The following is a 25,913-nucleotide window of genomic DNA, read 5'->3' on the forward strand; positions in this document are numbered from 1 at the left end:
CGATAGCGGAGTTGAAGTCACCGAGCCTATCGACTGATCCACCGCCATCGGGGGCAAGCCCCCTCCCACATTTCAGACCGAGTTCACATTGACCCAGCGCTGTTCTCGAGCCGCCACGCGAATCGCCGTCGCCAGCCGCTCGGCCGCCCACGCCGCCTCGAAGTCGCTGCCGTCCGCGCCCTGGCCGGCCACTGCCAGAATCAACTCGCGCACTTCCAGCGTCTTCAATTCGTTGTAGCCCAACTGATGGCCGGCGGCCGGGCTGAACGCCGCGTAGCCGGGCAGGGCGGGGCCGGCCAGCAGGCGTTGGAAGCCGTCCTGGCCCTTGCGGCATAGGCGCAGTTCGTTCAAGCGCTCCTGATCGAAGGCCAACGTGCCTTGCGTCCCGCTGATCTCAAACGCCAGGTGGTTTTTGTAACCGTGCTTGAGCCAACTGCTGCTCACCGTGCCGCGCGCGCCGTTGGCGAAACGCAGCAGGGCGTGTACCTGGTCGTCCACGGCAATCGACTTGAGTGTGTCGCCGCCTTTGACGGCGGGGCGCTGCGCATGCACGGTCTGCGTATCGGCGCACACGCTGACCACATCGCCCACCAGATAGCGTGCCATCGACAGCAAGTGGCTGCCCAGGTCCGCCAGGGCGCCACCGGCATGTTCCACCTCACAGCGCCACGACCAGGGTGAAGCCGGGTCGGCCATGAAGTCTTCGCTGAACTCACCCTGGAAACTGATGATTTCGCCCAATTCGCCGTTGGCGATGATCTGCTTTGCCCACCCGATCATCGGGTTGTGCTGGTAGTTGTAGCCGACCCGCGTCACCACGCCCGCCGCACTCGCGGCGTGGCGCATGGCGTCGGCCTGCGCCAGGCTGACCGCCAGCGGTTTTTCGCAGTACACCGCCTTGCCCGCCGCGAGCGCGGCCATGGCCATGGGGTAGTGCAAATGGTTCGGTGTGGTGATCGCCACCACATCGACCGTGGGGTCGTTGACCAGCGCTTGCCAGTCACCATGGGCCTGGGCAAATCCCCAGGCATCGGCGCAGCGCTGGGCGCGTTCGGTGTCGGCATCGGCCAGGGCGGCCAGCTTGAGGCTGACCGGCAGCTCGAATACCGTGCGGGCGTTATTGAACGCCAGGGCATGGGCGCGGCCCATGAAGCCCGTGCCGATCAGGCCGATTCCGAGTTTGCGCATAGCCGTGGTCCTTTGGATTATTGTTTTCAGGGAGGCTATTAATGGAATATAAATTCTCATAATTCAATATGTGGAAAAAATAATTCATTTCTGAGGCTATATCATTGCAGTTGATGTGGTTATATTCAGCGCAGGGTTAAAAGCCGCCAGTTAACAAAAGATAACGTAGCGCCGATTGTCAGACGATTCGAAAGCCCGATAGGATGGCCCCTACTTCCTCCAGGCGCTCTAGATTGCAGGTTTCAGAGCCCGGGAAGGTAAGACGACCTAACAATAATAAATGGGAGAAAGGTCTATGAGTGAGCCTGTCATGGGTTGGGTTGTTTGCCGCCCACGCGCCGCACGCAGGGTTGCGTTGTTGGCCACAGCGCTCTCGTTGCTGGCCGGTGCCGCGTTGTCGCCACCGCTGTTGGCAGCCAGCGATACCGCCGCACAGCCGGTGTTTGCAATTGAATCCCCCAAGGCCGCCAAGGGCCTGATGATCGACGTGGTCCACGCGGGCTCGCGCCTGGTGGCGGTCGGTGATCGCGGGCACATCCTCTATTCCGATGACCAGGGCAGCACCTGGACCCAAGCCAAAGTCCCCACCCGCCAACTGCTCACGGCGGTGTTTTTTGTCGATGACAAACACGGCTGGGCCGTCGGCCACGATGCGCAGATCCTCGCCAGCGTCGACGGCGGCGCCACCTGGGTCCAGCAATACCAGGACCTCAAGCGCGAAGCGCCGTTGCTCGACGTCTGGTTCAACGACGCCAACCACGGCCTGGCCGTCGGCGCCTACGGGGCGCTGATCGAAACCACCGACGGTGGCAAAACCTGGGAAGACGTCAGCGAGCGCCTCGACAACGAAGACCAGTTCCACCTCAACGCCATCGCCCAGATCAAGGACGCCGGCCTGTTTATCGTCGGTGAGCAGGGCAGCATGTTCCGCTCCAGCGACGACGGCCAGACCTGGGAAAAACTCGAAGGCCCCTACGAGGGTTCACTGTTCGGCGTGATCGGCACCGCCCAGCCGCACACCCTGTTGGCCTACGGCTTGCGTGGCAACCTGTACCGCTCCACGGATTTCGGCAGCACCTGGGAGCAGGTCGAACTGAATGCGGCGCGCGGCGCCCTGGAGTTCGGCTTGTCCGGGGCGACCTTGCTCGATGACGGCGCGCTGGTGGTGGTCGGTAACGGCGGCAGCGTGGTGGTCAGCCATGACGACGGCCAGACCTTCAGCGTATTCAATCGCCCGGACCGTATTTCACTCTCGGCGGTGACGGCGGCGGGCAATGGCAACTTGATTCTGGTCGGGCAGGGTGGTGTTCGTGTTGCTACGCCAACCGGCGCCGAACCCACAAAACAATAAGAAGGCGGGGAAAGAATGAGCAGTCATCACAACGATAAAGCGACCTTTCTTGAGCGCCTGATCTTCAACAACCGCCCGGCAGTGATCGTCATCTGCCTGCTGGTGAGTATTTTCCTATTCTGGCAGGCGACGTTGATTCGCCCCTCCACCAGCTTCGAAAAGATGATCCCGCTCAAGCACCCCTTCATCGAAAAGATGATGGAACACCGCAACGACCTGGCCAACCTGGGCAACACGGTGCGTATCTCGGTGGAGGCCAAGGACGGTGACATCTTCACCAAGGACTACATGGAGACCCTGCGGCAGATCAACGACGAGGTGTTCTACATCTCTGGCGTCGACCGCTCGGGCCTCAAGTCGCTGTGGAGCCCCAGCGTGCGCTGGACCGAAGTCACCGAGGAAGGCTTCGCCGGCGGTGAAGTGATCCCGCAGAGCTACAACGGCTCGCCGCAAAGCCTCGATCAACTGCGCAACAACGTGCTCAAGTCCGGCCAGGTCGGGCGCCTGGTGTCCAACGACTTCAAGTCGAGCATTGTCGACATCCCGCTGCTGGAGTCCTACCCGGACCCGCAGGACCAGGGCAAGTTGCTGGCGCTGGACTATCGGCAGTTCTCCCATGAACTGGAAGACAAGATCCGCACCAAGTTCGAAGCGCAGAACCCCAACGTCAAGATCCACATCGTCGGTTTCGCCAAGAAGGTCGGCGACCTGATCGACGGGCTGGTGATGGTCGTGCTGTTCTTCGGCGTTGCCTTCGTCATCACGCTGGTGCTGTTGCTGTGGTTCACCAACTGCCTGCGCAGCACCGTCGCGGTGTTGAGCACGACGCTGGTGGCGGTGGTCTGGCAACTCGGCTTGATGCACTTCTTCGGCTTCGGGCTCGATCCGTATTCGATGCTGGTGCCGTTCCTGATCTTCGCCATCGGTATTTCCCACGGCGTGCAGAAGATCAACGGTATCGCCCTGCAATCGAGCGACGCGGACAATGCGCTGACTGCCGCACGGCGGACCTTCCGGCAACTGTTCCTGCCGGGGATGATCGCGATTCTGGCGGATGCGGTGGGTTTCATTACCCTGCTGATCATCGACATCGGGGTGATCCGGGAACTGGCCATCGGCGCGTCCATCGGCGTGGCGGTGATCGTGTTTACCAACCTGATCCTGCTGCCGGTGGCGATTTCCTACGCGGGCATCAGCAAGCGCGCCGTGGCCAGGAGCAAGAAAGACGCGAATCGCGAACACCCGTTCTGGCGCCTGCTGTCGAATTTCGCCAACCCGAAGGTCGCGCCGATTTCCGTCGCCCTGGCGCTGGTCGCGTTCAGCGGCGGCCTCTGGTACAGCCAGCACCTCAAGATCGGCGACTTGGACCAGGGCGCGCCGGAGCTACGCCCGGACTCGCGCTACAACAAGGACAACAACTTCATCATCAGCAACTACTCCACCAGTTCCGACGTGCTGGTGGTGATGGTCAAGACCAAGGCCGAAGGCTGCTCGCGCTATGAAGCCATGGCGCCCATCGACCAGTTGATGTGGAAGATGCAGAACACCGAGGGCGTGCAGTCGGCGATCTCGCTGGTGACCGTGTCCAAGCAGATGATCAAGGGCATGAACGAGGGCAACCTGAAATGGGAAACCCTGTCGCGCAACCCGGATGTGCTGAACAACTCCATCGCCCGCGCCGATGGCCTGTACAACAACAACTGCTCCCTGGCGCCGGTGCTGGTGTTCCTCAACGACCACAAGGCCGAAACCCTCGACCGCGCCGTGCATGCGGTGCAGGACTTCGCCAAGGAAAACAACAAGGACGGCCTGGAGTTCATCCTCGCCGCCGGTAACGCCGGGATCGAGGCCGCTACCAACGAGGTGATCAAGGAGTCGGAGCTGACCATCCTGATCCTGGTGTACCTGTGCGTGGCGACCATGTGCATGATCACCTTCCGCTCCTGGGCGGCGACCCTGTGCATCGTGCTGCCGCTGGTGCTGACCTCGGTGCTGGGCAACGCGCTGATGGCGTTCATGGGCATCGGCGTCAAGGTCGCGACCTTGCCGGTGGTGGCCCTTGGTGTGGGCATCGGCGTGGACTACGGCATTTACATCTACAGCCGTCTGGAAAGTTTCCTGCGCGCTGGCCTGCCGTTGCAAGAGGCGTACTACCAGACGCTCAAGTCCACAGGCAAGGCGGTGCTGTTCACCGGGTTGTGCCTGGCGATCGGCGTGTGTACCTGGATCTTCTCGGCGATCAAGTTCCAGGCCGACATGGGCCTGATGCTGACCTTCATGCTGCTGTGGAACATGTTCGGTGCGCTGTGGCTGCTGCCGGCGCTGGCGCGGTTCCTGATCAAACCGGAGAAGTTGGCCGGGCAGAAAGGCAACTCGCTGTTCGCCCACTGAGTGCGGCGGTGGGGGCGGTTGCGCCCCCACCGGCAACGTCACGCTGCGCTCACCGGCTTGCGCGCGGTGTGGGCGCGATCGCCAGGAACAACTGATCCACCGGCGGCGTGATCAATACGTAGACAATCCGCCTGATCGGCTCGGCGCCCGGCTCCTGGGGGTTGCGCAAGCTGCTCTGGACGTGTTGCTTGAGCAAATCCTTCTGCGTGTATTTGCGCTGCTCCGCCAGTTTCAGATGGGCGCGGGTATAGCGCGCGGGCGGGGCGTCGGCGCTGGCGTAATGGAAGTGGGCATACCACAGCACCGTCGGCGGTTTTTTCGCTTTGTCATACACCGCGTATTCGGTGAAGAAATCGCCACTGAGGGTCGGCCGTTGCGGGTCGGCCAGGCTGGTCAGGTTGATATCGATCTGCTGGTGTTGCCACAGATACTCGAGGCTCTCCTGGGTCGGCCATTGACGCTTGTAGCCCTCGCTGCACACCCGTTCCGCCAGCCGCAGCATATCGCGGGCCTGGGCCTGGTACTCATCGATCAGGTCCTGGGCCGAGGGTTTGTCGAGGTGGTCGCGCTGGATTTCCTCGGCCAGCGCGGTGAGCTTGTCCGCGTGCCCGCTGAGCAGCTCATCCCAGTCGCCCGGGTTGACCTGTTGGCGTGTGCGCGGCGAGTCGAGTTTTTGCCGGTCGGCGGTAATGACGCGTTCAATGTCGCGGCGCTGTTCGATCAGCGTCTGGGCCAAACCTTTGAGGGTCGCCAGCGTGCGGCCTCGCGTGGGCTGCGTGGGGGCTTGGGAAGGCGGTTCGGCGGTGGTCGCCCAGCCGTCCGCGTGCTTGTTGAAAGAGGCAACGGCTTCACCGGTCAGCGTATCGGTGAGGGTGAAGTGCTCCTCGGCGTTCTGCGCATCGGCCGGCTTGAGTTCGCCGATCAAATACTCTTTTTTGCGGGTCTTGAACACGCGCTTTGTCGGCGCCTTGGCGCGCAGGGTTTTCGACAGCGGCAGCACCACCTCCAACGCTTCCTGCTTGCGCACCACCGATTCCAGCTCGCTGTTCGCCAGCGCCTGGGCGTATTCGAGGCCCGCCAGCAGACGTTCGGCCTGCGGGCGCAGGCGGCTCGGGTTGAGCGCCTTGAGTACGCGGATCGCCTCTTCATAACGGCGGTACTTTTTCAGCACGCTCTCGTACACCTGCCGTTGTTCGACCAGGGTGTATTCGGTGCTGCTGCGCACTTCGACGTGAGACAGCAGCGCCGCGCTCAGGTCGGTTTGCTCCAGGCGTTTGACGTACAGCTCTTCCTGCGGCGGCAGGCGTACATCGGTCATCTCCACGCTGCTGACGGCCAGGTAGTCGAGGGCATTGAGCCGCAGGTTGTCGGGGAAAAAGTTCTGCGGGTATTCGATCTGTGCCAGCAACTCCTGGCGTATCGTGCGCCCCGCCAGCGAATCGTTTTCCAGCTGTTCCAGGGTGGTTTCCATGGCAACGGAAACCTCGGCCATGTGCTGGCGGATGTTTGCTGACTCGGTGGCGTTGCGCACGTATTCGTCGTAGACCGTCGAGTCGCCGAGCAAGTTATTCACGAACATGAGGCGCGCCATTCGCGCCATGGGTTCGCCCGCGCCGGAAAAGCGCATGGCGTTCAACCGGCCCAGGAGCATCTCGTGGATAAACAGTTGTTGGTCCCAGACCGTCTTGAGGATTTTCGCGCGGTCATGCACATGCACGCCGGCGCCGCCGACTTTTTCCAGTTCTACGCCGAGCTTGACCATCTCCAGGCGCGGGGCGAGTGATTGGGCAAACAGCAATTCCAGGTTCTCCAGCAGAATCTGGAATTCGGTGCGCAATTGCTGATGCTTGAGGGTTTCGCGCTGGTGCCGTGTTTCCAGGGCGGGCCTTTGCTGGTCGCTAGCTTTTTGCAGCAGGTTCCACACCAACTGCGCGGTTTTGCGTTGTTTGACCAAGGCGTCCAGGGCGGGTGATATCTGCGTGCTCGCTGCCTGGAATGGCGCCATCAGGTGCTGCATGTCTTCACTGAGCACTTGCACCCGGGCGAGCACTTCTTGTTTCTTGCGCAGGTTTTCTTCGCGCAAGGCGGCCAGGCGCTTGGGCCCGCCACCCAGCAGTTTGAGCCCGCGGTCCAGCGACCAATGGCCGTTGCCATCGGTTCTCAGCAAAATCCCGGGATGTTCGGGTTTTTGCGGATGAACGATGAACACATCAGCAAAACCCGGGACGATGCTGACCCTGAATAACAGCCCGGCCACCGAGGCATGCCACAGGCCGTTGATGCGGTACAAGCCTTGGTGAGGCCCGGTGTCGAGTGGCGCGGGAGCGGGCACGGGCCACGGCACGTTGACGGCGCGCAGTTTCTCCAGCAGCGCGGCCGCGGCGGTGTCGCCGGCCAACGAATGGTCGAAGTCCAACGGCGTGCGGCCACCGCCGGGTGGTTCGCTGGGCAGGCCGATGACGCCGCGTTCGACCGCTGCTGCATGGCGGGTTGCCAGGCCGGGCGGGCGTCGGAAGGGCGCGCGCGTGACCGGCTGTTCGTCGAGCGGCAGGCTGGCGCTGTGCGCGCTGAGGGGGCCTTGATGCACCAGCAGCATGCCGATGTTGAGCAGCAGGTCGACCCACGCCAGCTCTTTCGCCGTAGGGTCAGGGCTCTCCAGTGCCGGCAGGTCCTGGGTCAGGCTTTGCGTCGCCTGGATCAGCCAGCCGATCGTCGCCAGGGGGCCGCGCACGGCCATCAACAAGGTGTTGAAGCCCAGTTGCATGCCTTCGAGGATCAACGCCCAGCGGCTTTGCGCGTTCGAGGTCGACTCGCGCTCGGCCTGGTCCAGCAACTGGCGGGTTTCGCAGCCGAACAGATAGTCCATCAGGCTGCCGTGGTTGAGCGCTTGCAGGATTTCGTCGCCGCTCGCATCGCCGGCCGGCGCCAATTCGGCGGGTTTGGGCACCTCGGGCAGCCGGTCGAACTCCGAGCCGATGCCGATGCGCAGGATGTGCGGCTGGCTGAACCCGCCGTTGCTGTAGATCGCCCTGGCCGGGTCGGGCAGCCAGGTCAGCACGCTTTCTTGTAGCGCACCGGGTTGCACAATGGCCGCCAGCAGGTGTTCGCGGCTGCTGAACTCGAGCAGCGCGTCGCGATAGGCCGGACGGTACAGCAGGTGCGGCCCCCGCTGGGTGTCGAGCGGTTCGATGATGAACATGTTCTGCGCCACGTCCGCTGTGGCTGCCGGCGTGCGCAGAAAGGCCAGGAGGCGGATGACAATTTCGTCGCCATCGACCCGGCGTGCCAGCGGGTTGGTTGCGAGCAGTGCCCGCACACAGCGCGCGCCGCGCGTGGTCAGGCCGGCTTCGCCGCGGAACGCGTGCTCCAGCGCCTGGGTTTTCAGGTGCAGGGGCCGCTGTTGGTTGAACAGCCGCTGGCGTTTGCGCGCGGCGGCGGTGTCGCCCATCAGTTCCCGGCGCAGGTAGGCGGGATAGTTGTTGCCGATGTCGACACGCTGGACCAGTTGCAGCACGTAGGCGGGCGTCAACCACGCTTCGAGCGCCCGGCCGCTGCGATGGCTGAGCGTCATGCGGCCTCTGGGGCTTCCCGACAGGTTCTTCAGCGCCAGGTCCACCAGGCTCATGGATACCGGCGCGAGGTAACCACCTGCAAGGCTGCCCACCGCGACATGAAAGGTCAGGGTCAACTCGTCGGCCTGGTAGCCGGCGGCGCGTGCCGCGTCGTTGCAGGTACGTTGGCCGCCTAGGGCGACAGCGCGATCCAGGCACAGTTGGTGGTTCAAGTGCTCGGCGGCATAGCTATGCAGGCTTTCCAGGCCATCGAAGTCGGAATCGCCGAGGGTCTGGCGCTTGATCCCGGCCTGTTCAAGCAGGCATTCGCGGTAAGCCAGGCGGTCGGCGGCGCTGGCGCGTTGCAGCCAGTCGGGCAGGGCGGCCTGGAGGGATGCCAGCGTGGCCAGCGCCGTGCCGCTGGCGCGGGCGCGGGCGAAAAACCGCGCCGGTTGGGTGATGGCGGCAAACTGTTGTTCCAAGGCCTGCACCGTGCTGTTGGCCGGGAGTTGCAGGGCGGCCAGGTCCTCCAATTGCTGGTTGAGGATCAGCGCGGCCTGGACCTCGAAAATATTGCCGTCGGGTTCGTACTGCTGCCAGGTGATGCTGTCGACGCTGAAGCGCTGTTGCAGGTGGTCGGCCCAGGCCTGGCCGAAGGCGTCCAGGTCAGGGTAGGTCTCGATTGCGCCGGATAGACGGCACAGCAACACCTGCTCGCGGCACACCACCAGCAGGTCGCTCGCTTGCAGCGTGAGCAGGCTGCCTGCGCGCGTCAGGTGCGCCTCTAGCGTATAGGCATGAATCGCGTTGTCGGGGGCCGGGCGGCGTGCGCGGGTGGCACGGTCTGGGTAGCGCGCCAGCGTATTGAGGATGTCCAGCGGTTGGGCGTGGCGTGCGGCGGCGTCGAGCAGCGTGCCTTGCAGCACGTCGGCCAGCCATTTCCAGCGGCTGCCGCCGGCGTCGCTGTCTTCGCCCCAATAGGTGGCCATGGCGTCTTGGAAGCCGATAAACAGCAGCGACGGCAGTTCGCGAATGACGGCTTCGATGACGTCAAGATCATAGGCGTGGGCGCCATTGGCCGGATAACCGAGCCGCGTGCCGCTGGCATCGCTCAAGTAGCTATCCAGGCCGTGGCGCGTCGACACATCGGGAAAGCTGCCGTCGGCGAGATGGCTCAGCGCGACCTCCAGCAACGGCAGCAACGCCCGCCCGCCACCGTCACGGGGTACGGCCAGTCGCAGGTCGGCGAGTGGGTGTGTCAACGGCGGATATTTCTCCGCCAGGTTGCGCGCCAGCATCTGCGCGGTGACTGCGCGCAGTGTCGGGCGCTTGAGAAACTGGGCTTCAAGCGCTTCCCGCAGCGGGTCGGCGGCGAGGGGGGGATTGCGGTCTGGCATGGGTATTCCTTTACGTTGAATAAAGACGTGCCCTTGCACGGTAATCCGCGGTGTGGCGCCGATGCGGTAGCCGGTTATGGTTTTAGGTCCTGGCGGCAAAGTGGCCTATCATTAGCCCTTTGAACCTGATGAAAGACTGTGATGACTACTACTTTGACGGCCGTCCTTGCCACCAGCGACATGCTTGAAATCGACGGGCTGCATGCCTTCGAGTTCGCACTGGATGAAGAAAAGCTGCTGATCATCGCCATGGATGGCCGTGCGCAAAAACGCTGGAGTTTCAGTCTGGAACAACTGCAGGCCGCGGTCTTCGATGAGACTCTGCAAAGCTGGACGCTGACCGGTGATGTGGGCGAGCACCGCCTGGTCTGCGTGAATGCCTTCACCGGCAATAACAATGACGAGGATGAAGCGGATGCTGATGCGTAAATTCTGGCCCTTGTTGATCGCGGGCAGCGTCGGGGCGATGTCGGTACAGGCTGCACCGGCCGACACCCATGAACTGCTGGTCGGCAGCTACACCGCCGGCAGCAGCGAAGGGATCTATCGCCTGCAATTCGACAGCCGCACCGGGCGGTTCCAGGGCCAGCCGGTATTGGCGGCGAAAACGGCCAACCCGTCCTGGCTGACCGTCTCCAAGGATCAGCAGCATCTGTTTGTCGTCAATGAAAACGGCCCCGGCCAACAGGACGCGGTCGGTCGCGTCAGCAGCTACCGCATCGACCCGCAGAACCATCAGCTCACGCTGATCAACCAGGTACAAAGCCTGGGCAGCGAGCCGACGCATTCCAGCGTAGCCGCCGATGGCCGCTACCTGTTCGTCGCCAACTATTCGGTGCTTGAAGACCCGGGCGGCAGCCTGGCGATTCTGCCGCTGGACGCCCAAGGCAAACTGGCGGCGCCAGTGCAGTTGAGCGGGCACCCGGCGAGCCGGGTCAACCCGCAACGCCAGGCGTCCAACCATGTGCATTCGGTGGTGCCGTCGCCGGATGGCAAGTATGTGTTTGTGCAGGACCTCGGCGCGGACAAGGTGTTTGCCTACCGCTACGATCCCAAGGCCAACCCTGAACAGCCCCTGACCCCGGCCAACCCGGCGTCGGTGCCCTTGCCGCCGGGCAGCGGCCCGCGTCATTTGCTGTTCAGCGCGGACGGCAAGCATGCCTGGCTGACCACCGAGATGAGCGCTCAGGTCGCGGTGTTTGATTACCACGACGGCACGCTCAACCAAACCCAGCTGGTGGACTTCGCCGCCGGGCAACCGGTGTCCGACAAGGCCGGCGCGGCGCTGCATGCTTCCAGCGATGGCAAGTTCCTGTACGTGAGCAATCGCGGCACGGCCAATCAGTTGCTGGTGTTCAGCATCGATCCGGCGACCGCGCATCTCAAGGAACTGCAGCGCCGTTCCGTGGACGGCGACCACCCGCGCGAGTTCAGCCTGGACCCGAGCGGCAAGTTCCTGCTGATCGCCAACCAGAAAAGCAATGAAATCGTGGTGGTCGAACGCGACCCACACACCGGCCTGCTCGGCAAAACCGTGCAAAAACTACCGATCGATGCGCCCAGCGACCTCAAGTTCCTGGTGCGTCAATAAGCCACAGGCCCCGCACGTCGGGGCCTGATCCTCTTTATTAATTCGATTAATAACAGCTACTGTTTCAAAGCATTTCTAAGGCCCAACCCTCGGGCGTAAGTTGAGTTCCAAGGCCTCCCCGGCCACTCAACCAAACGAACACAAGGGTTACCGACATGAACTTCAATCTCTTCTCGATCATCGCCGCCTCCGCTGTTTCCGCCACTGTTGTACTGCCAGCTGCGGCCAGCGTGAACATCATCGGCAAACAATCCAGCACCAGCGCCTACACCCAGAAATACCTGCAACAGAGTGCCAACTTCTACGCCGCACTGGATCACAAAACCCAGTACTGAGCGCCCTGTGGGAGCCGGCGCGCCCGCTCCCACATCGATTCAGGCAGATTCAGGCTTGGCCATCACCGCGATAAACAGCGGCGAGTCCAGAAACCACTGCAACCACGCCTGCACCCGTCGATATGAGGTGCGCGCAAACCACTCCCGATCGACATGGGCAAACTGCCGCACAAACGGCGCCACAGCCATATCCGCAAGGCTTGGATGCTCGGCGAGCAAATACGCACGGTCAGCCAGCAACGCCTCCAGCTTCTGCAAAAACACCTCACCGTCGGCCCGATACGCTTCCATCGGCCGCTCCGGGTAGCGCTCGGCATACTTGTAGTGATTCAAGTGATGTTTGAAGCCCAGGTCATTCTCGGCAATCAGCGCCAGCACCGCGGGATCACCCTGCAGCAACCAGTCTTGCGGATCGTTTTGCGCGAGGGCCCAGCGCATGATGTCCAGGCTTTCGTCGATCACCCGACCGTCGACGCTCAACACCGGCACCGTGCCTTTGGACGACAGCGCGAGCATCTCGGCCGGCTTGGCCTTGAGGTTGACTTCGACAATCCGCAGCGGCACGCCGCAATAGCGCAGGGCCAGGCGGGCGCGCATCGCGTAGGGGCAACGGCGAAACGAGTACAGCAGCGCCTCGCTCACTTCACCTCCACGGTGCTCAAACCATTGCCCTGACGCTTGACCTGGATCTGCACCGGAATGCGCTCGTGCATTTCCTGTACGTGGGAAATCACCGCCACCTTGCGGCCCTGGGCTTGCAGGCCGTCCAGCGCGTCCATGGCCAATTGCAGGGATTCCGGGTCGAGGCTGCCGAAACCTTCGTCGATAAACAGCGACTCGATCTTCAAGGTACTCGAGGCCATCGACGCCAGGCCCAGCGCCAGCGCCAGGGAGACGAGGAACGTCTCGCCGCCGGACAACGAATGCACTGAGCGCAGTTCGTCGCCCATTTCCGTGTCCATCACCAGCAGGCCGAGCATGCTGCCGCCGCGTTTGAGGCGGTAGCGGCGCACCAGTTGGCGCAGTTGCACGTTGGCGTGGTGTACCAGCAAATCGAGGTTGTAGGCCTGGGCGATCTTGCGGAAGGTGTCGCCGGTGGCCGAGCCGATCAGCGCGTTGAGGCGCGCCCAGCGTTGCCATTCTTCATAAGCCTTGGTGATCTGTTCGGCCAGGGCGTGGTTGGCGTCCTGGCGGCGCTGGTCTTCGGATTGCCGCGCGCGCAGTTCGGCGCAGTGTTTTTCGCCCTCGGTCAGTTGCTGGTTGAGCGTGGCCAGTTGGGTGTCCAGCTGTTCGGCGTCGAGGTTGCCGTTGTGCAGCGCCTGGTGCTCGGCCAGGCGTTGTTCGCGCTCTTGCAGCAGAACCCGGGCTTGCTCGACAGCTTTTTCGCTGTTGTGCAGTTGCTGGCGCAGCGCGCTGGCATGGGCCTCGTCCAAGGCCAGCAGGCGCTTGAGCCCGGCGTCGTCCAGGTCGGGGTGCAGGGCGCGCCACTCGGCCAAGCGCGTCGCGAGCGCGTGTTGTTCGGCGTGCAGCGTGTGCTGGCGGTCTTGCTGGGCCTTGAGGTCGGCGGCCAGTTGGATCAAGGCGTTGCGGATGTCCTGCAGCTGTTGATTGGCGTCGGCTTCGCTTTGGCGAGACTGCGCCACGGCCTGTTCGAGTTGCTGTTGCCAGTCTTCGGCGCGTGGGTGTTCACCGAGCAGGCGGGTGAGTTTTTCCTGGGCCGCGTGTTGCTGGGCGGCCAGTTCGTTGACCTGCTGGCGCAATGCGTCGAGTTGCTGCTGGCGATGTTGCTGATGGGTGTGTTCTTTCTCGATCGCCTGCTGACGCGCTTGTTGCTCGGCCAGTTCATCGCGCTGATGGGCCAACTGTTCGAGGCGCTGACCGACCTGTTGGTCCAACTGCATGAAGGTCGCCGCCGGTTCGCTGCGCAGGCCCTCGAGTGTCTCGGTCGGCAACAGGCTGGCGAACGCCTGGAGTTCTTCGTCGAGGCGTTCGCGGTCGTTGGCCAGTTCGCGTTGCTGGTCGATCAGCAACTGGCGGGCCTGCTGGCTGGCGTCCTGCGCGGCTTGCAGCTGTTGCTGCAGGCGCCCGGCGTTTTGTTGCAGGTTGAGCAGGGCGCCTTGGCGTTGCTCGTCCTGGGTGATGTTTTGCGTCAGTTGACTGAGCTGCTGGGCCAGCCAGGTGCTGCGCCGGGCAGCGTCCTGATTGAACAGCGCGGCCGCCAGCGGGTGCGCGTCCAGGCTCGGCGCCAGGGCTTGCTGTTGGATTGCCAGTTGCTCCTGTTGCTGCAGGAATTCCTTTTGCTGGGCGATCAAACCGCCGACTTCACCGCGCAGCTCGGTGAGTTTTTCCTTGAGGCTGTCGACGGCTTTCTGCGCCATCGCCTCTTCGTTTTCGTCGTGGCGACCGAGGCTGTGCAGCAACGCTTCGGGTTGGTGATACGGATGCGCTTGGCTGCCGCACACCGGGCAGGGCTGGTCATCCTGCAATTGCCCGCGCAACTCCTCGACGCTGGCACTGCGGGCCAGGCGCTGGCGCTCCAGCAGTTGCTTGGTCACCGTCAGGGTCTGTTCGGCGCGCGTAAGTTCGGCTTTGGTGTGCAGGCCGGTCTGGTTCAACTGATCGCGTTGTTGTTGCGCGTCTGCGAGTTTCTGCGTCAACACGCTGGCTTGCTGGTCCAGCTGTTGCTGGTTGTCCCACAGCCGGGTCAGGTCTTCGAAGGCGCGTTGCTGCTTGCGATTGTCTTGCAGCAGGCTGGCGAGTAACTGGATCTGCTCGGCGACGGCGTGAGGTTCGGCGCCGGCCTCCTGGTACAGCAGGTCGAGGGCATCGCGTTGTTGGGCGAACTTCTCGGCGGCGGCGGTGGCGCGCTGTTCAAGCTGGGGCAGTTCGGCCTGACCTTTGTTCAGGCGATTGCCGATCAGCATCAGTTGTTGCAGGCGGTCGCGGTAGGCATTCCAGGCCTCGCTCAACGGCGCGAGGGCGGCGCTGCGTTCCAGGCCGGCGGCCAGGCGTTGCAGGCGCTCGGCGACGAGGGTGTGTTTTTCCTGCAAGCCCTTGAGCAAGGCCTGACCTTCGGCGCAGGCCGTTTCGTGCTGTTGCTGGTCCTCGTCGCGCTTGGCCAGTTCCTTGGTCAGGTGGGCGAGGGTGTTCTGTTCCTCGAAGGCCTGGCGCAGCAAAGGCCCGGCGTCGGCCTGAGCTTGCAGGGCCGCGGCCAGCGCTGTTTGGGCCGATGCCTGCTGTTGTAGGGCTTGCTCCTGGCGGCCATGCAGATCGGTTTGCTGCTCGATCTGCGCTTGAATGTGCGCGGCCAGCGGCGTGAGCAAGGTGTCGAGCTCAGCCTGGCGCGCGAAGTGATGACGCTGCGGCGCCAACTGTTCCAAGCGGCTCAAGTCCTCGCGCTGCGGGCCTTGGCTGTCCCAGTGCTGCTGGGCTTGCTGCAACTGTTCGACGGCACTGAGCTTGCGCTCCTGCCATTCGCGCAGTTCCTTGAGCCAGGTGTGCTGCAGCTCCAGTTGCTTGAGCTGGGCTTGCTCGGTCTTGAGCTGTTGCTGCGCGTTGGCCAATTGTTGGTCCAGTTCGGCGCGAGCTTGCTCGGCCAGGGGTTCCACGCCGGTGGCCTGGTCCTGCAGCTGTTTGTGGGCGTCCTTGGCGTCCTTGGCCTTGTCGAAGGCGCGACGGCCGAGTTGGGTGTAGAGCGCGGTGTCGGTGAGCTTTTCCAGCAGTTCGCTGCGCTCGTTGTCGTTGGCCTTGAGGAAGGCGCTGAACTCGCTCTGCGCCAGCAGCACCGCGCGGGTGAACTGTTCGAAGTTCAGGCCCAGGGCCAACTCCAGCTGGGTCTTGTATTCGGTTTTCTGGCTCGCCAGCAACTGGTCGCTGTCCAGGTCGATCAGGCTTTGCCGGCTGTTCTGCAACTTGCCGCTGGCTTTGTCGCGGGCGCGGTTGGCTTCCCAGCGCGCACGGTAGCGGCGGCCGTTGACGCCGACAAAGTCGACCTCGGCATACCCGCCGCCGGTGCCGCGTCGCAGCAACGTGCGCGGGTCGCCGATGGAAATATCGCTGTCGGCGTCGGGCATCTTGGCCTGGCCGGTATCGCCCAGGCGCGGCACGGCACCGAACAGCGCCAGGCACAGCGCGTCGAGCAGGGTACTTTTGCCGGCGCCGGTCGGCCCGGTAATCGCGAACAACCCGGCGCTGGCCAGGGGCTCGGCGGTAAAGTCGATCTCAAACGGGCCCGCGAGGGAGGCGAGGTTTTTCAGGCGGATGGCGAGGATCTTCATGGCTGTTCGCCCTCCTGTTGCACTTCCTGGAGCAGCACCGCGAAGTCCTTCAAGGTCTGTTCATCCACTTCACTGCCGTAGTTGTCCTGCCAGGCGCGGCTGAACAGCTCCTGGGGGGTGAGCTGGTCGAGTTCGATCAAGCGCTCGTTGTCGGTGTCGTCGCTGCCGCGTTTGCCGGCGTACTCGGCAGCGATACGCACCAGGCGCACGGCCTTGCCTTGCAGGGCGGTTTCGATTTGCTGGCGCAGGTCGGGTTGCGGCTCGTCGAGGCGCACGCGCACTTCCAGCCACGGCTGGCGTTGGGTTTCGGCGAGCAGGTCGATGTCCGGCAAGTCGCCGAGCTGCTTGAGGATATCGGCCAGTGGCGCCGCTTCCAGGCGTTGCAGGTTGACCGCGCGCGGGATCAGGCGCGGTTCGACGCTGAGCAGGGTTGCGCCGTCGAACGTCACGTCGAGAATCTGGTGTTGGTAGCCGATTTCGGAAAACGACAACGGAATCGGCGAACCGCTGTAGCGAATGCGCTCCTCGCCGTTGACCCGCTGCGGCTTGTGCAGATGGCCGAGGGCGACATAGCTGACGCTGGCGTCGAACAGGCTGGCGGGCAGCGCTTCGGCGTTGCCGATGATCAGGCTGCGCTCGGAGTCTTCCGACACCGAACCGCCGGCCATATGTGCATGGCTGATGGCAACCAGTGCCTGGCCGGGCTCGCGTTTGGCGTTGGCTGCGGCAATCAGCCACTCATGCACCTGGCCGATACCGCGCAGGTAATCGTCCCCCAGTTGCGCCCCGGTGACTTCCGCCGGGCGCAGGAACGGCAGCGCCAGGCACCAGGCGGCGATCTTGCCGTCGGCGCCGGGCAGCGGGATCAGCAAGCGCTCGGTATCCAGTTGCCCGTCATCGAGCCACAACACCCGGCCCAGGGCATGGGTGCGCAAACGGCGCATCAACGGCGCGGGCAGTTCGATGCGCGAGCCGGAGTCGTGGTTGCCGGCGATCATCACAATCGTGAGGTTGGGGTTTTGTTCGTGGGCGCTGATGATGAAATCGTACAGCCGCTCCTGGGCCTTGAGCGGCGGGTTGACCGTGTCGAAGATATCGCCGGCGATCAACAGCACGTCCGGCGCGTGCGCGCCGAGCTGGCGCAGCAGCCACTCGAGGAAACAGGCGTGTTCGAAGTCGCGCTCCTGGCCATGCAGGTTTTGCCCAAGGTGCCAGTCGGAGGTGTGAAACAGACGCAAGGCGAGCTCCGTGGAGAAGATGAAAAGGAGGGGAGTTTACCTGTATTGCGCACACGCTGCTCCAGACGACGCAGATCCAGTGTGGGAGGCGGCTTGCCTGCGATGGTGGTGGGGCCGCTTGCTGAGTGTTGTCTGGCCCATCGCCATCGGGGGCAAGCCCCCTCCCACAGGGGTATGCGGTGTGCGTTATGTCTTGGCGGGCAGGCAATCCAGGGCGCGGAAGGACAGGGTTCGGGCCATGTAGATCAGACGACGCAGATCCAGTGTGGGAGGTGGTTTGCCTGCGATGGTGGTGGTCCGCTTGCTCAGTGTTGTCTGGCCCATCGCTATCGGGGGCAAGCCCCCTCCCACAGGGGTATGCGGTGTGCGTTATGCCTTGGCTGGCAGGCAATCCAGGGCGCGGTCGGACAGGTTCGGGATATGTCGACCAGACGACGCAGGTCCAGTGTGGGAGGGGGCTTGCCCCCGATGGCGGCGTGTCAGCCGACATCATAATTGACTGATACACCGCTATCGGCGTGGTGGGTCCGCTTGCTCGGTGTTGACTGGCCCACCACCCGTCCCGACTTTCGATTCGTGACGTATCAGGGGGGCTATTTGGGATACAACGGCGGCAAGCTGGTGGTGTCGGTCGTCGGGTCTTGCTCGCGGTCGGCCATTGGAATGGCTTTTACCGCACGCCACAGTTCTTCGCCCAGCCAATAATGGCCGCTTTCGCTGTACAGCGCGCCGTTCAACCCATCCAGCGCGTCGGACAGCGGCACGAAGCGCGCCGCCATGTCGGCCAGGGTTTCCGGTTGTTGCCGGGCCCAGGCGTCGAGGGCCTGGCGGGTGGCCTGGGGGTCGTTGGCCTGGGTCGCGCGCTTGAGGTCGTCGAGCAGGGTGCGCGGGCTCGGGCCGGTTTGTGCCGCGCGTTGCACCGCCGGCTGGCGGCGTGCGCGCCACCACAGGCCAAAACCCAGCAACGTGGTGCAGGCAAGGAGCAGGGTGCTCAGTTGCCACAGCCACAGGCGGCTATCGTCGGGGGCGGTGATCACGGTCGGTGTCGCGGGCGTGTCCACCACCAGGCTCGGGTTATTCGCTACTTGCAGCGTGCGGGCGGGCAGGCGGGTGCGTTCGAGGTGGTCCTCATGGGTGTTCCACCACACCACTTCCACCGCTGGCAAGTCCAGCGCGCCGGCGCGGGTGGGCACCAGGGCTTCGCGGTCTTCTCGGCTGCCGATCAGGCCACGGTCGTTGTTCTGGTTGCCGACTACCGGCTGGTCCGGATAGCGGCGCAGGCCATTGATCTCGGTGCTCGGCAGTGCCGGCAGTTGTGCGCTGGAGAGGCCCTCGGCCTTGACCGTCAGGCTGCGGGTCAGGGAATCGCCGACCTGCACGTGGTCCGGCTCGGGGTTCCAGTTTTCGCTCAGGGTCAGGCTGCGTGCCGGCAGCCACGGCGCCTCGGCGGGGTACAGCTCGGGCTTGGGCTTGACCGTCAGCTCGAGGGGCGCGGAGCTGACGTGGATCAGCTTACCCGGCTTGGTGCCCTGCAGCGTGTTCTCCTGCGGCGGGCGCGATTCCACCAGGGTCGCGCTGAAGGTCTGGGCGGCAATCGTCAGGCTGCCGCTGTGCTGCGGGTAGATCGCGTAGCGGGTTTCGATCACGCCGTGGCGAATGCTGTTGATGACCTTCTCGTAGGTGCGTGATTCGCCCAGTTGCTCGATGCGCGCATCGGGAATCTGCAGCGGTGTGAGGCTGCTGTCGTCGTACAGCGACACCGAGTGATACACGCGTACTGTCAACAGGGCCTGGGCCTGCACGTACACGGTGTTCTGGTCGAGGTTGGACTCGACGAACACCGGCGCGAGTTCGGCGTTGGTGTCCTGGCTGGTGGTTTCCAGTACTTGCAGGCTGATCGGCTGGGTCGTGTATTCGCCCACTTGCAGCGGCGGGATCACCACGGTGCCGTTCTGCTTGGGCAGCAGGGTAATGATCCAGCGCGTGGTGGCGTGGTTATCGCCGCCGAGGGTGGTGAGTTGGTTGATCTGGCGCGTGCCGCTGACTTCGAACTGCGCCTCCAGCGGCGACAGGTCGGGTTTGCCGAACTGCGTGACGTCGCCGGATTCCACCGTCAGCTCCACCGTTTCCCCGGAATTGAGGCGGCTGCGGTCGACGCTGGCGACCAGGTTCGCCGCCTGGGCGTGGCTTGCCGACAACGCGAGCAGAAGCAGAAGGGTGGTGCGGCGGCTCATCGAGTCTTGTCCTGATGCTGTTGCTGTTCGTACCAGAATTTGCGCCGCAGCAGTTCGCCGGGGTTGTCCGGGATCTCCTGTAGCCATTGTTCCAGGGCCTGGCGATGTTCGTCGTCCAGGCTGGCGCCGCTGGGGCGCAACGGCGGGGTGGTGGTTTGCTCGTCCTCCAGCTCGCTGCCCGGCACGTCATTGCCGCCCGCTTGTGGCGTGGCGCCGGCCTGGGTCTCGGCGGTGCCGGCTTCGCCCGGGTTTTGCGGCGATTGCTCGCCACCCGTGGCACTTTGCGCGCTGGCGCCCGGTTGCGCAGTTTGGCCGGGTTGGGTGGTTTCGTCATCTTCGTTTTTTGCGGGCGGGGCCGGCTCGGGCTGCGCCTGTTGTTGTATCAGGCTTTCCACCAGGGCCTTGTTTTTCAGGGCCGGCAGCAGATCGGGCTGGGCTTCCAGCGCCTGTTCGTAGGCATCGATGGCTGCTTCCAGCTCACCGGACCTGGCCAGTGCATTGCCGCGATTGTAGTGAGAGTAGGCGTCACTGCCCTCGGCAAAACGCTTGATGGCTTCGGCGTAGTTACCCGCTTCGTACAGCGCCACGCCTTGCCATTGCGGGTCTTGGAAGCGTTCGGCGGCTTCGGCGGGGCGTTTTTTCTTCAGCAGGTACTGGCCTTGCTGGTCGGGGCGCAGCCACAGGTCCTGGAGTTCGAAGGCATAACTGGGCTGCGGTGCGCCAAGCAGCAGCAACGGCAAGCAGAACAACCAGCCACGTCGCCCGGCGCACGCGGCCAGCAGCAACAACGGCAGCAGCAGCCAGTAACCCTGGTCGGCCCAGGTGTCGAGGTGCAGCAGTTGGCCGTCGTTGCGCAGGGCTTGCGGCGCGTCGAGCATGCCCAGTTGGCGCAGGTCCTTGTCGTCCAGGCGCGCGGCACGGTAGCGGCCGCCCATTTCGCTGGCGAAGGCTTTGAGCGTCGGGCTGTCGAGGCGCGGCACGAGGATGGCGCCTTGGTCGTCCTTGAGAAATTCGCCGCTCTCCAGGGTCACCGGCGTGCCCTCGCGGCTACCGATGCCGAGGATCGACAGGCTTGGCGCCTGGCCGCCTTGCAGCAGCAAGCGGATGCCCTGGCGTTCCTGCTTGGACAGCGATGAGCCGATCAGCAACAGGCGCCCCTGGCCGAGGCCGCCTTGCTTGAGCAGGCCGAGGGCTTTCTCCACGGCCAGGTCGGCGCGGTGCCCGGGCTCGGGCATCAACGAGGGGCGTAGCGCTTCGAGCAGGTTGCGGCTGGTGGCCAGGTCGTCCGACAGCGGCACCAGGGTGTGGGCGCTGCCGGCATACACGACGATGGCGGTTTGTGCGTCGCTGCGCGCTTGCAGTAAGTCATACAGCTTGCGCCGTGCCTGCTCCAGGCGGCTGGGCGGGCTGTCGGTGGCGAGCATTTCCGGGGTCAGTTCGAGCAGCACCACCAAGGGGTCGGAAGGCTTCTGGCTGGTCTGTTCCACCCGTTGCCAACTGGGGCCGAGCAAGGCCAGTACTGCCAGCAGCCAGGCGATACCGAGGAGCACCCACGGCGATTTGCTTTCACGGCCATTGCCACCGCTGAGCAGCACGGCATGGAACGCCGGCGGCAGGATCATCTGCCAGCGCCCGGCGCGCTTTTGCCGGTGCCACAGCTGCCACAGCAACCAGCCGAGCAGCGGCAGCAGCAACAGCCACCAGGGACGGAACCAGTGCGGCCACAGATCGATCATCGACGCCTCCGCAAACGCAGGCGTTTGAGGCGCTGGCGCCATTCTGGGTGCTGTTGCAGAAAATGCCCCTTGGTCGACAGTTTGTTGAACAGCCGTTGCAGCGTGTTGTTCGGCCAGCGCTCCTGCACCACCAGCAACAGGCTGAGGATCAGCGCCAATGCCAGGGGGCCGCTGTACAGCGCCTGGGCCGGGCGCGCCTGGGTCGGTTGCTGTTCGACCGGTTCGAGTTGGTCGAGGGTTTCCTTGACCGCTTGCAACTCTGCGCCATCGCGGGCACGGAAGTAGCGGCCGCCGGTGGCCTCGGCGATGGCCTTGAGCGCCGGTTCGTCTAGGTCCAGGCTCGGGTTGACGCCCAGCACGCCAAGGGAACCGGTTTGTTCAGGATCGGCGCCGATACCGATCGGATAGATCTTCACGCCTTCTTCGGCGGCCAGGCGCGCGGCGGTCAGCGGGTCGATCCGGCCGCCGTTGTTGGCGCCGTCAGTCACCAGGATCAGCACGCGGCTTTGCGCCGGGCGCTGGCGCAGGCGCTTCAAGGCCAGGCCGATGGCGTCACCGATGGCGGTGTTCTTGCCGGCGATGCCGATGCGCGCTTCATCCAGCCAGGTGCGTACCGTGTGGCGGTCGAAGGTCAGCGGCGCTTGCAGGTAGGCTTGGCTGCCGAACAGGATCAGGCCGACGCGATCGCCTTCGCGCCCTTCAAGGAAGTCGCCGAGCAGGTGCTTGACCAAGGTCAGGCGGCTGACGTCTTCGTCCTCCCAGTGCATATCGGGGAAATCCATGGAGCCGGACACGTCCACCGCCACCAGCAGATCGCGGCCGCTGGCGGCAATCGGCAGCGGTTCGCCGAGCCATTCCGGGCGGGCGGCGGCGGTCAACAGCAGCAGCCACAGCACGACGAAAGGCGCCTGTTGCCGCCAGCCGGGCAGGTTCGAGCGTGCGCGGCGGCCCGCCAGGCCTTCGAGGTCGCTGAGGTAGCTGACTTTCAGCGCGGGCTCGCCGCTGTCGGCCGCCGGCAGCACCAGGCGCATCAACCAGGGCAACGGCAGCAGGGCGAAGATCCACGGCCAAGCGAACTCAAACATGTTTGCGAATCCAGGTGTCGACGGCCTGGGTCAGGCCGGCGATGGCTTTGTCGTCGAGTTTGCATTCGGGCTTATAGGCGCCTTCCACCAGCACCATCCAGCGTGTGAGGCCGGCGGCGGGGCAGCGGTTATCGAGAAACGCCAGCCATTTGCGGCCGTTGAGGGTGTGGCTCTGGCTATAGGGGTAGTCGTTGCGGCACAGGCGCTTGAGCAGGCCGTTGAGTTGCTGCAGCCAGGCCCCGGCGGGCGCGCCGTCGTAGGGTCTGGGCATCAGCGCCAGTTCGGCCAGGGCGGCGATGCGCAGCGGGTCGAGCGGTTGTTCGGCGCGGGACACGGGGCGCCGCGTGGGCAGGAAACGGCGCAGCCACCACACGCCCCAGCCCAGCAGCGGGATCACCAGCAGCAACAGCCACCAGCCTGGCGCAGGCGGCCAGAAACCGATCGCCGGTGGGGCGATCAGCGGTTGGAGTTGGTCGAGGCTGCTCATTGCTTTTTAACCGGGCGTTGCGGGTTGAGGTATTCGCGCAGTTGCTCGACCATTTCGCTCTGGGTGCTCAAGGGCATCAGCAATACCCGCAGTTTCTGCGCGAGCAGTTCCCAGCGGGCGCTGCGCGCTTCGGCCTGGGCCTTGTAGGCCTGGCGCAAATCGAAGTTCAGCGTGTCCAGTTCCAGTTGCGCACCGCGTTCGGCAAAGCGCAGCAGCCCCGCGGCGGGCAGGGCGTGGTCGAGCGGGTCGGAGATCGGCAACAGCAACAGGTCGCAATGGCGTGACAACAGGCTCAGCTGTTGTTCGGCACCTTCGGTCAGTGCGCGCTCGTCGCAGATCACGATCACCAGGCTGCCCGGGCGCAGCACTTCACGGCCACGGCGCAGGGCCAGGCCCAGGGCGTCGGTTTCGGGGCCGCTCTCGGTGCTCAGGCTCTGGTTGACCCGCACCAGGCGGTTGAGCAGTTGCAGCAGGCTCTGTTTGCTGCGCCGCGGTTTGATTTCGTAGTGCTCGTTGTCGCCGAAGACCAGCCCGCCGACGCGGTCGTTATGCCCCAGCGCCGCCCAGCCGATCAGGCTGGCCGCCTGGGCCGCGAGCACCGACTTGAACATCTGCCCCGAACCGAAAAACAGCCGGCAGCTTTGCTCCACCATGATGAAAATCGGGCGTTCGCGCTCTTCGTGGAACAGCTTGGTGTGCGGTTCCTGGGTGCGCGCGGTCACGCGCCAGTCGATGGTGCGTACATCGTCGCCGGCCTGGTAGACGCGCACCTGGTCGAAGTCGACCCCGCGCCCGCGCAGCTTGGAGTGGTGCAGGCCGATCAGCGGGCTGCGCTGGCTCGGCGTGGAAAACAGCTGCACTTCACGCACGCGGTGGCGCATCTCAATCAATTCACTGAGCGTGACGCGCACTCCATCGCTGGCGTTCATCGATTTCAAGCGACGGCTACGACGTCGAGAATGCGTTGCACCACGCGGTCCTGGTCGATCCCGGCGGCTTCGGCTTCGAACGACAGAATGATGCGATGGCGCAGCACGTCGAACAGCACCGCCTGGATGTCTTCCGGGCTGACAAAGTCTCGCCCGGCCAGCCAGGCGTGGGCGCGGGCGCAACGGTCGAGGGCGATCGAGCCACGGGGGCTGGCGCCATAGGCAATCCACTCGGCCATTTCCGGGTCGAATTTGGCCGGGGTGCGCGTGGCCATGACCAATTGCACCAGGTATTCCTCCACCGCATCGGCCATGTACAACCCGAGGATTTCCTTGCGCGCGGCAAAGATCGCCTGTTGGCTGACGCGGCGTTCAGGCTTGGTTTCACCGTTGAGCGCCTCGCCACGGGCCTGCTGCAGGATGCGCCGCTCGACGGCCGCGTCCGGGAAACCGATCTTGACGTGCATCAGGAAACGGTCGAGCTGGGCTTCGGGCAGTGGGTAGGTGCCTTCCTGCTCGATGGGGTTTTGCGTGGCCATCACCAGAAACAGCGGCGACAGCTCGTAAGTACTGCGACCCACACTGACCTGGCGCTCGGCCATGGCTTCGAGCAAGGCCGACTGCACCTTGGCCGGGGCGCGGTTGATTTCGTCCGCCAGCACCAGGTTGTGGAAGATCGGCCCCTGCTGGAACACGAAGCTGCCGGTTTCGGGGCGATAGATTTCAGTGCCAGTGATGTCGGCGGGCAACAGGTCGGGGGTGAACTGGATACGATGGAACTGCGCTTCGATGCCTTCGGCCAACTCCTTGATGGCCTTGGTCTTGGCCAGGCCCGGCGCGCCTTCCACCAGCATATGGCCGTCGGCAAGCAAGGCGATCAGCAGGCGCTCGATGAGTTTTTCCTGGCCGAGAATCTGCGTAGAAAGAAAGGTTCGCAGCGCAAGCAGCGCTTCACGATGTTCCATCGATGACGGTTCCTGGAGAGATGAGCCCGAGCGTCGAGAAAAAACGCCGGGCCTGGGGGGCTTACTTTAATGCATCGGGGGGGGCGGCGACTAACGGCGCGCGGGGTATTTTTCGCAAAACGTGTAGGAATTTTGTGTGTCAGTAGCCTCAGGCACGGATATAAGTGCCTGTGCCCCTGAGAATGTTCTGCAGGGTTTCTTCAACTTCAGCCATATCCTCAGGGGCGGTGCTGTGCAGAATCTCCAAGTGATCCTTGCCGCCCAGCGCATCGGCATCGCCTGCCGCCAGCTCAATCAGCAACGTGCTGTCACTCAGCGTGACCTTCAGGCCCTCGAGGGTCGATGGTTCGTCGTCCCAGGTCAGCTCCACCTCGTCTTCATCCGGGTAACGGGCCAGTATGAACATCTCGCCCTTAGCGCTATGGCAGCAGAGCATGGCCATGTTGTCTTCTTCTTCGTCACATGGGTTGGCGATCAGGTTGGTAGTGATCAATTGCATGGCAGTCCTATGGGTTTATTGGCCGCAAAAGGGGGATTTTGCCACTGCCGCCATATTTATGTCGGTGTGAATTTCATCAGTGCGTCATGGCTTGAGCACAACGATTTTGCCTTTTTTATAGGTTGACTATCTAAACGGCGGTACGCCTGTCGGCTGTGGCCTGGGGGCCGCCTGATTATATTTATCCCATTGCGCAGAATATACGCCGCTGTCGGCGAACGAAATCGGCGGATTGATGTTATCCGGTGACGAGGTGGGTTGCGAAATGATGGGCGAGGGTGCTGTTGGCGTAATCATGACGGGCCTGCGATAGATGGCGGTCGGTAAACCACGCTCCCTGTGTTTTTTTGATTGGCGGTTGGCGCAGGAAAAGTTCCCTGATGTTTGAGGTCCCTTGCTTGATGTGCCGTAGGTATGTGCCGACGGGCTTCGCGTGTGTTAGCTATCATTGGCTTGAAATCAGCGCCGGTGACCGGCTTTTTTGTAGTTCGGTGTGTGTGGTTGCCCTTTGTGCAACCCTTCGTTGCCAGCCGATGACCGAATATGTCGCAGCGCCGCAAGCAGCTGTCTTCCTACACTCGTTAAGCTGCGCAACGGATGTGCTCACTGCTGGGAGCCTGACCTGCCCGTCACACCGTCGCCTGGCAAGGTGTATGTCC

The 25,913-nt window shown here is 63.8% G+C and carries 17 protein-coding genes; 5 read left to right on the forward strand and 12 right to left on the reverse strand.

From position 1 onward, the window contains the following. Positions 1-72: 72 nt before the first annotated feature. On the reverse strand, positions 73-1,188 hold the full coding sequence (locus AC07W0_RS13545; RefSeq protein WP_102617574.1) for a Gfo/Idh/MocA family protein: 1,116 nt from the start codon (positions 1,186-1,188) through the stop codon (positions 73-75). A 310-nt stretch (positions 1,189-1,498) separates the two neighbouring features. Here AC07W0_RS13545 and AC07W0_RS13550 point away from each other — a divergent pair, with 310 nt between their 5' ends. Continuing rightward, positions 1,499-2,539: a WD40/YVTN/BNR-like repeat-containing protein gene (locus tag AC07W0_RS13550; protein ID WP_169850576.1), complete on the forward strand. Its 1,041-nt coding sequence runs from the start codon at positions 1,499-1,501 to the stop codon at positions 2,537-2,539. 15 nt (positions 2,540-2,554) lie between these two features. Next, the gene (locus AC07W0_RS13555; RefSeq protein WP_017846495.1) at positions 2,555-4,930 is read left to right on the forward strand and encodes an efflux RND transporter permease subunit; all 2,376 of its coding nucleotides are present in this window, start codon (positions 2,555-2,557) and stop codon (positions 4,928-4,930) included. A gap of 49 nt (positions 4,931-4,979) precedes the next feature. Here the strand turns inward: AC07W0_RS13555 and AC07W0_RS13560 are convergent, their stop codons facing one another. Next, the gene (locus AC07W0_RS13560; protein WP_102617573.1) at positions 4,980-9,878 is read right to left on the reverse strand and encodes a DUF6543 domain-containing protein; all 4,899 of its coding nucleotides are present in this window, start codon (positions 9,876-9,878) and stop codon (positions 4,980-4,982) included. A gap of 141 nt (positions 9,879-10,019) precedes the next feature. Between AC07W0_RS13560 and AC07W0_RS13565 the strand changes: the two genes are divergently transcribed. The 3 genes from AC07W0_RS13565 (at position 10,020) to AC07W0_RS13575 (ending at position 11,804) form a co-directional block, all read left to right on the forward strand. Further along, the gene (locus AC07W0_RS13565) at positions 10,020-10,307 is read left to right on the forward strand and encodes a DUF5629 family protein (protein ID WP_079444024.1); all 288 of its coding nucleotides are present in this window, start codon (positions 10,020-10,022) and stop codon (positions 10,305-10,307) included. Beyond that, complete coding sequence (locus tag AC07W0_RS13570) at positions 10,294-11,469, forward strand: lactonase family protein (protein WP_102617572.1); 1,176 nt, start codon at positions 10,294-10,296, stop codon at positions 11,467-11,469. The genes AC07W0_RS13565 and AC07W0_RS13570 overlap by 14 nt, the downstream gene beginning before the upstream one ends. A gap of 155 nt (positions 11,470-11,624) precedes the next feature. Next, a complete protein-coding gene (locus AC07W0_RS13575) occupies positions 11,625-11,804 on the forward strand; it encodes a hypothetical protein (RefSeq protein WP_046490937.1) in 180 nt (59 codons plus the stop codon). 39 nt (positions 11,805-11,843) lie between these two features. Here AC07W0_RS13575 and AC07W0_RS13580 read toward each other — a convergent pair whose 3' ends face one another. The 10 genes from AC07W0_RS13580 to AC07W0_RS13625 form a co-directional block, all read right to left on the reverse strand. Continuing rightward, the gene (locus AC07W0_RS13580) at positions 11,844-12,446 is read right to left on the reverse strand and encodes a glutathione S-transferase (RefSeq protein ID WP_102617571.1); all 603 of its coding nucleotides are present in this window, start codon (positions 12,444-12,446) and stop codon (positions 11,844-11,846) included. Further along, positions 12,443-16,081, reverse strand: coding sequence for an AAA family ATPase (locus AC07W0_RS13585; RefSeq protein WP_102617570.1), 3,639 nt, complete (start codon positions 16,079-16,081; stop codon positions 12,443-12,445). The genes AC07W0_RS13580 and AC07W0_RS13585 overlap by 4 nt, the downstream gene beginning before the upstream one ends. Continuing rightward, positions 16,078-17,319 (reverse strand): exonuclease SbcCD subunit D C-terminal domain-containing protein, encoded by a 1,242-nt coding sequence (locus AC07W0_RS13590; protein ID WP_046490942.1) that lies wholly within the window; start codon positions 17,317-17,319, stop codon positions 16,078-16,080. Before AC07W0_RS13590 ends, AC07W0_RS13585 begins: the two co-directional genes overlap by 4 nt. Before the next feature lie 593 nt (positions 17,320-17,912). Continuing rightward, the gene (locus tag AC07W0_RS13595) at positions 17,913-19,553 is read right to left on the reverse strand and encodes a BatD family protein (RefSeq protein WP_017846487.1); all 1,641 of its coding nucleotides are present in this window, start codon (positions 19,551-19,553) and stop codon (positions 17,913-17,915) included. Continuing rightward, positions 19,550-21,289 carry a tetratricopeptide repeat protein gene (locus AC07W0_RS13600; RefSeq protein WP_017846486.1) on the reverse strand — a complete coding sequence of 580 codons (1,740 nt, stop codon included), beginning with the start codon at positions 21,287-21,289 and terminating at the stop codon, positions 19,550-19,552. Before AC07W0_RS13600 ends, AC07W0_RS13595 begins: the two co-directional genes overlap by 4 nt. Beyond that, the gene (locus AC07W0_RS13605) at positions 21,286-22,374 is read right to left on the reverse strand and encodes a vWA domain-containing protein (RefSeq protein WP_017846485.1); all 1,089 of its coding nucleotides are present in this window, start codon (positions 22,372-22,374) and stop codon (positions 21,286-21,288) included. Before AC07W0_RS13605 ends, AC07W0_RS13600 begins: the two co-directional genes overlap by 4 nt. Beyond that, positions 22,367-22,861: a DUF4381 domain-containing protein gene (locus AC07W0_RS13610; protein WP_017846484.1), complete on the reverse strand. Its 495-nt coding sequence runs from the start codon at positions 22,859-22,861 to the stop codon at positions 22,367-22,369. Before AC07W0_RS13610 ends, AC07W0_RS13605 begins: the two co-directional genes overlap by 8 nt. Next, the gene (locus AC07W0_RS13615; protein WP_017846483.1) at positions 22,858-23,790 is read right to left on the reverse strand and encodes a DUF58 domain-containing protein; all 933 of its coding nucleotides are present in this window, start codon (positions 23,788-23,790) and stop codon (positions 22,858-22,860) included. Before AC07W0_RS13615 ends, AC07W0_RS13610 begins: the two co-directional genes overlap by 4 nt. Positions 23,791-23,795: 5 nt before the next feature. After that, entirely contained in the window at positions 23,796-24,755 is a 960-nt protein-coding gene (locus AC07W0_RS13620) for an AAA family ATPase (protein ID WP_003218556.1), read from the reverse strand. Between the two features lie 148 nt (positions 24,756-24,903). Then, entirely contained in the window at positions 24,904-25,254 is a 351-nt protein-coding gene (locus tag AC07W0_RS13625; RefSeq protein ID WP_079444019.1) for a hypothetical protein, read from the reverse strand. Positions 25,255-25,913 lie beyond the last annotated feature (659 nt).

Source organism: Pseudomonas sp. GW704-F2 (assembly GCF_059423025.1).

Excerpts from the sequence above, each read along its gene's own strand:
- AC07W0_RS13605 (WP_017846485.1), bottom strand. The coding sequence starts at position 22,374 with ATGTTTGAGTTCGCTTGGCCGTGGATCTTCGCCCTGCTGCCGTTGCCC.
- AC07W0_RS13555 (WP_017846495.1), top strand. The coding sequence starts at position 2,555 with ATGAGCAGTCATCACAACGATAAAGCGACCTTTCTTGAGCGCCTGATC.
- AC07W0_RS13570 (WP_102617572.1), top strand. The coding sequence starts at position 10,294 with ATGCTGATGCGTAAATTCTGGCCCTTGTTGATCGCGGGCAGCGTCGGG.
- AC07W0_RS13620 (WP_003218556.1), bottom strand. The coding sequence starts at position 24,755 with ATGGAACATCGTGAAGCGCTGCTTGCGCTGCGAACCTTTCTTTCTACG.
- AC07W0_RS13565 (WP_079444024.1), top strand. The coding sequence starts at position 10,020 with ATGACTACTACTTTGACGGCCGTCCTTGCCACCAGCGACATGCTTGAA.
- AC07W0_RS13615 (WP_017846483.1), bottom strand. The coding sequence starts at position 23,790 with ATGAACGCCAGCGATGGAGTGCGCGTCACGCTCAGTGAATTGATTGAG.
- AC07W0_RS13595 (WP_017846487.1), bottom strand. The coding sequence starts at position 19,553 with ATGAGCCGCCGCACCACCCTTCTGCTTCTGCTCGCGTTGTCGGCAAGC.
- AC07W0_RS13625 (WP_079444019.1), bottom strand. The coding sequence starts at position 25,254 with ATGCAATTGATCACTACCAACCTGATCGCCAACCCATGTGACGAAGAA.
- AC07W0_RS13545 (WP_102617574.1), bottom strand. The coding sequence starts at position 1,188 with ATGCGCAAACTCGGAATCGGCCTGATCGGCACGGGCTTCATGGGCCGC.
- AC07W0_RS13585 (WP_102617570.1), bottom strand. The coding sequence starts at position 16,081 with ATGAAGATCCTCGCCATCCGCCTGAAAAACCTCGCCTCCCTCGCGGGC.
- AC07W0_RS13610 (WP_017846484.1), bottom strand. The coding sequence starts at position 22,861 with ATGAGCAGCCTCGACCAACTCCAACCGCTGATCGCCCCACCGGCGATC.
- AC07W0_RS13550 (WP_169850576.1), top strand. The coding sequence starts at position 1,499 with ATGGGTTGGGTTGTTTGCCGCCCACGCGCCGCACGCAGGGTTGCGTTG.
- AC07W0_RS13600 (WP_017846486.1), bottom strand. The coding sequence starts at position 21,289 with ATGATCGATCTGTGGCCGCACTGGTTCCGTCCCTGGTGGCTGTTGCTG.
- AC07W0_RS13560 (WP_102617573.1), bottom strand. The coding sequence starts at position 9,878 with ATGCCAGACCGCAATCCCCCCCTCGCCGCCGACCCGCTGCGGGAAGCG.
- AC07W0_RS13575 (WP_046490937.1), top strand. The coding sequence starts at position 11,625 with ATGAACTTCAATCTCTTCTCGATCATCGCCGCCTCCGCTGTTTCCGCC.